Origin of the sequence: Pseudomonas defluvii, assembly GCF_001695625.1 — a bacterium.
GTDB classification, from domain to species: domain Bacteria; phylum Pseudomonadota; class Gammaproteobacteria; order Pseudomonadales; family Pseudomonadaceae; genus Aquipseudomonas; species Aquipseudomonas defluvii.
The window spans coordinates 1-4,037 of sequence record NZ_MBPN01000200.1 but is presented as its reverse complement, the minus strand read 5'-3'; the positions used below and the strand labels follow the sequence as shown (position 1 = coordinate 4,037).

At 52.5% G+C, this 4,037-nt stretch carries 6 protein-coding genes; 5 read left to right on the top strand and 1 reads right to left on the bottom strand.

Annotated features, from left to right (window positions below):
- The 5 genes from EKA13_RS26150 to EKA13_RS26130 form a co-directional block, all read left to right on the top strand.
- The coding region (locus EKA13_RS26150) for a transposase (protein WP_141685661.1) at nt 1-178 on the top strand (178 nt) is incomplete at its 5' end.
- Between the two features lie 32 nt (nt 179-210).
- Nucleotides 211-984 (top strand): hypothetical protein, encoded by a 774-nt coding sequence (locus tag EKA13_RS26145; RefSeq protein ID WP_125862972.1) that lies wholly within the window; start codon nt 211-213, stop codon nt 982-984.
- A gap of 197 nt (nt 985-1,181) precedes the next feature.
- Nucleotides 1,182-2,360 (top strand): tyrosine-type recombinase/integrase, encoded by a 1,179-nt coding sequence (locus EKA13_RS26140; protein WP_223717154.1) that lies wholly within the window; start codon nt 1,182-1,184, stop codon nt 2,358-2,360.
- Between the two features lie 6 nt (nt 2,361-2,366).
- Nucleotides 2,367-2,846 (top strand): helix-turn-helix domain-containing protein, encoded by a 480-nt coding sequence (locus EKA13_RS26135; protein WP_021264138.1) that lies wholly within the window; start codon nt 2,367-2,369, stop codon nt 2,844-2,846.
- A gap of 196 nt (nt 2,847-3,042) precedes the next feature.
- On the top strand, nt 3,043-3,882 hold the full coding sequence (locus tag EKA13_RS26130) for a hypothetical protein (RefSeq protein ID WP_065761940.1): 840 nt from the start codon (nt 3,043-3,045) through the stop codon (nt 3,880-3,882).
- Here EKA13_RS26130 and EKA13_RS26125 read toward each other — a convergent pair.
- Nucleotides 3,860-4,037: transposase (locus EKA13_RS26125; protein ID WP_141685661.1), on the bottom strand; the 178-nt coding region annotated here is incomplete at its 5' end. The genes EKA13_RS26130 and EKA13_RS26125 overlap by 23 nt on opposite strands.

Below are 4,037 nucleotides of genomic sequence, written 5' to 3'. Positions count from 1 at the left end.
CGCTGAGAGCATCCTTGCCTACTTCGACCGGCCAGGAACCAGCAACGGTCCAACAGAAGCTATCAACGGGCGACTTGAGCACTTACGAGGTACCGCCTTGGGCTTTAGAAATTTAACCAATTACATAGCCAGGTGCTTGCTGAAGTCAGGAGGGTTTAGAAATCAGCTACACCCTTAAATGCGAAGAGCCGCAAAACCTTCCGCGAATGGATGCTTACTGTAAAAATTCCTATGATGATAAACGGTGCCGCCATGCTCGCGGCACTAATGGGAATTACATTCCCCATCTTTGCAGTTTTCGGCATATTCTGGTCGACGAGGGTAATCTTCACCTCTGTTAAGATTATTGCTTTTTGCTTTATTGTTGCATTCGTGAATGATCTTTGCTTAACAATGGCTTCAACAATGCTTGCAGTTAATGCTGAGACCATGCAAGGCTACAACATGGGCAACTATGCTCAAAACTCCACCCTATTAATATCGGCCGGAACTGGCCAGTACATTATCTTTGTTGCGCTGACCGTTATTGAAATCATCTTCGCTAAACTTTTGCTCTGGGATGATGTTAAGAGTCTTGGAGGCTTCAATCCTGCCGGTGCAACTACCGGATTGGCGGCAACCGGCATGGCCGTAGTCGGAGCAGCAATACGACTTGCGGGGGCTGCCTTGCCTGGCGGAATTGCAGGTACAGCTGGGGCTCTAGCCAGTGGCGGCGCCAGTGCTGCAGGTGCTCCTTCTGGAGGTAATCCAACACCTGGTGGGGGGGGCGGTAGTGGCGGCGGTGGTCCAGCGCAGCAGAAAGTACAAACTGCGGCCCAGGTTGCGGGTGGCATCGCCGGAGGGCTGGGAGGAGGTGGCGGTGGACAAAATGGCGGTGGCCCAGGTTCATCGGGTGCCAACGCACGTTTGGGAGTGAAAATTCCAACTCCGCAGGCTTCTCAGTCCTCCAAAGGCCAGCGCTCGAGCCTGGACGATCTCATCTGATAGACCTAATCCTGCTCAGGGCCCATATTGGGCCCTTTTTTTTATATCTAATATCACCACTATTATCGTGCAGAATTTGCACGCTCAGGAGCTTTTTCCCAAAATCCATGAGCTGAAGCGAGCAGAGCTAAAATTTGTTCGTGCAAATCTTGCACGAATGAACCACTTAGGCTACGTTTGTGCACATGGAGAACGTAGTGAACCTAAACCGCACAGCCATTAGTTCAGCCTCTAAGCAGAGTGGCCGAACAGCCGGCAATGCCCGCAGCCTGAGCTTCTTGGGCGGCGAAGCACTGGTGTACGCTACCAACCTGATCCGTGACTGGGAGGCCCAGCTCCTCCATCTGGACGGATTGAAGAAGAAAAGCGTCGAGTCTCACTCCTCCAATCTCTTCCGCTTGCTGAACCACGCTCAGGTCGCCCCCTGGGAACTCAAGCCCGTCCACGTCAGCCGCTTCTTCGAGTCGCGCATGAGCAAGGACGGCCACCAGCTGGCCCCCTCCACTGTGGCCGTCTACTGTGCGGGTTGGCGCTCCTTCCAGGCCTATATGCTCGATATGGAGCGGGTCAACGAAATCCAGGCGACCTTCAAGGTCCGCCCAGTCAAGTTCGTAACAGAAGAAAATGGCATTGCAGTCAAGCGGCATAAATTGAATGCCGCCCGCCCCAAGGCCTGGGCTCTGACGCCGACTGAAATTGATGCTATCGACCAACAGTTTGCCTTCGATATCAAGGCAGCATATGCGGCTCGCAGCAAGTCTCTCCTGCCGCTGCAACGTGATCGCGTGATGTTTCATATCGCAATCCATTTTGCTCTGCGCGTATCAGAGCTGGTCACCATTCAACTGCATGATTTCAAGGCCAGTCACGATCCGAGAATGAAGGCTTTCCAGAATTTCGGGACGCTTACCATCACTGGAAAAAATGATGCAACGGGAACTATCCCGATGCGTGAGCCTGAGATCTATGAACTGCTCATGTGGTATCTGTCGAGCATTCGGCAAAAAATCCTCCTCCGCCGGAAAAATTCTGGGAACGGGCTATGTCGCTACGATGACAAAGAGTATGCGACTGTCAACCTCCTGTTCCCCAGCGAGCGCGGTGGCGTCATCAACCCCAACGCTTTCCGAACTCGCCTTAACAGCATGGCGGTCAAAGCCGGCCTCATGCACCACAAGCTGACACCGCATATTCTCAGGCATACCGGCTGCACGAATATGGTTGGCGTCTTCTCAGCAGAGGTAGCGCAGAAATATATGCGACACAAAAACCTCTACACAACGCTGGGGTACTACCACCCTGCGCCGCTGGATGCCGCGAACGAGGCAAATGCCCCGCTCGACCTGTTCAGCAGCTTTTTTGATGATGAGGACTGACAAGAAATGAAAATCAAGCTGGGCAATCGCCTGGAAGTCCTGATGAAAGACTCAGGCATAAACACCTTCGAGGAAATGGCTCAGCGGCTCACTGAAAACCAGGGATGGCCAATCACCAGAACCGCCCTCAGTCGAAAATTTCGATCCGACGATGTTTCGCTGAGTCTTTCGATGATAGAGGCTATCTGCAATGAGCTGCAGTGCCTCCCTGGCGATCTCTTTGAGACCAATATCACCGATGCATCTGAGGAGTTCGTCGAGGAGCTTAGAAGCCGTCTACAACCGTTCAGATACGGCGTAATTCGACTTCAAAGGCAAGGGAGTGATGCTGCGGAGGAGCGGCCTGCCGATGGTGCTGTCTCTACACAGAATGAAGGCAAGCGCACAAAGCCCTCCCGTGCAAAGCAGCTCAAAAACATCGCAGACGAAGACATTGTAGGCCCGAAGGTATCGCACCTCCATGCAGGAAAAATCAAGAACGACTAAGCGCCCGCCGCTTATCGTGGACTGCACGCTTTGTGGCGGTCGCTTTCAGCGAGCGGCCTGGTGCGGCCCTGCCCCTGACCACTGCATGCGCTCCAATGTAGAGCGCTCAAGCGAGTGCTGGAGCAATCAACCTGATGGCAGCCTGCTGAAAACATGTGCAGAGTCTCTACGCTCCCGGAAACCGTCGGGAAATGAGATGACGCACTTCATCAGCCTGCTGGCGGGTCTTGGTCATGCACACGACCAGTCCGAAGCCAAAGTGCAAGAGTACCTTGCCGATCTACTCCCCGAAGAGCGGCACATCTTGCTTAAACGGGCATCCGCAGAACTCTCGATATATCTGGCAAAGCAGATTTCCCTCTTGCCATCCATAGAAATCAGAGTTCCGCTGAAGGACAGATCAATTCCTGAAGAACTCCCCGAAGGGCTCCGGGGAAAGCTCAATGCCTACAAGAAAAAACTCGAAAGGCGCTACAACATACTCACAGAGAAAGGTCACACTCGTTCTGAAAAGTATGTTGCCAGAGCACTGGGAGGGCCGATACGCCTCGCGCATTACCTTCATGCCAATGGAATCATCGATTGGGATGCGGTGAAAAAACGAGACATCGTTGTATTCTTTGAAAAATGCACCAAAGAAGAAATCAGGCCAATATTTCGATTTTATCGATTCATTGATACCCGGCAAAAGTTCCAGGATGGCCGTGGCAGGAAAAAATCGAAGCCTTCCACCAAGCCGCCTTACAACTTCCAGCTGATGATGCCCGATGATCTTAATCGGTTTCTCGCAGAGATCCGTTCACGCACAACAGACGCCGAGTATCTTGTTGCATGGCTTGTATGCCGAATGGGCATGACAGCGACCGCAGCCTTGAAGCTCAACCTCGACTGTATTGAAATGCACGAAAATGGCCATATCGTAATCAAACCTGCTCGGGCGTGGCTTTCCGTCCCCAAGAGCATTGAAAGGATACTCCTTGAAGTCCTTTCTGAAATAAAGCGGCTCTTCGCATTTAAGGGTGTAGCTGATTTCTAAACCCTCCTGACTTCAGCAAGCACCTGGCTATGTAATTGGTTAAATTTCTAAAGCCCAAGGCGGTACCTCGTAAGTGCTCAAGTCGCCCGTTGATAGCTTCTGTTGGACCGTTGCTGGTTCCTGGCCGGTCGAAGTAGGCAAGGATGCTCTCAGCG

Coding starts and splice junctions, on each gene's coding strand:
- EKA13_RS26145 (WP_125862972.1), top strand. CDS start 211: ATGCTTACTGTAAAAATTCCTATGATGATAAACGGTGCCGCCATGCTC.
- EKA13_RS26130 (WP_065761940.1), top strand. CDS start 3,043: ATGACGCACTTCATCAGCCTGCTGGCGGGTCTTGGTCATGCACACGAC.
- EKA13_RS26135 (WP_021264138.1), top strand. CDS start 2,367: ATGAAAATCAAGCTGGGCAATCGCCTGGAAGTCCTGATGAAAGACTCA.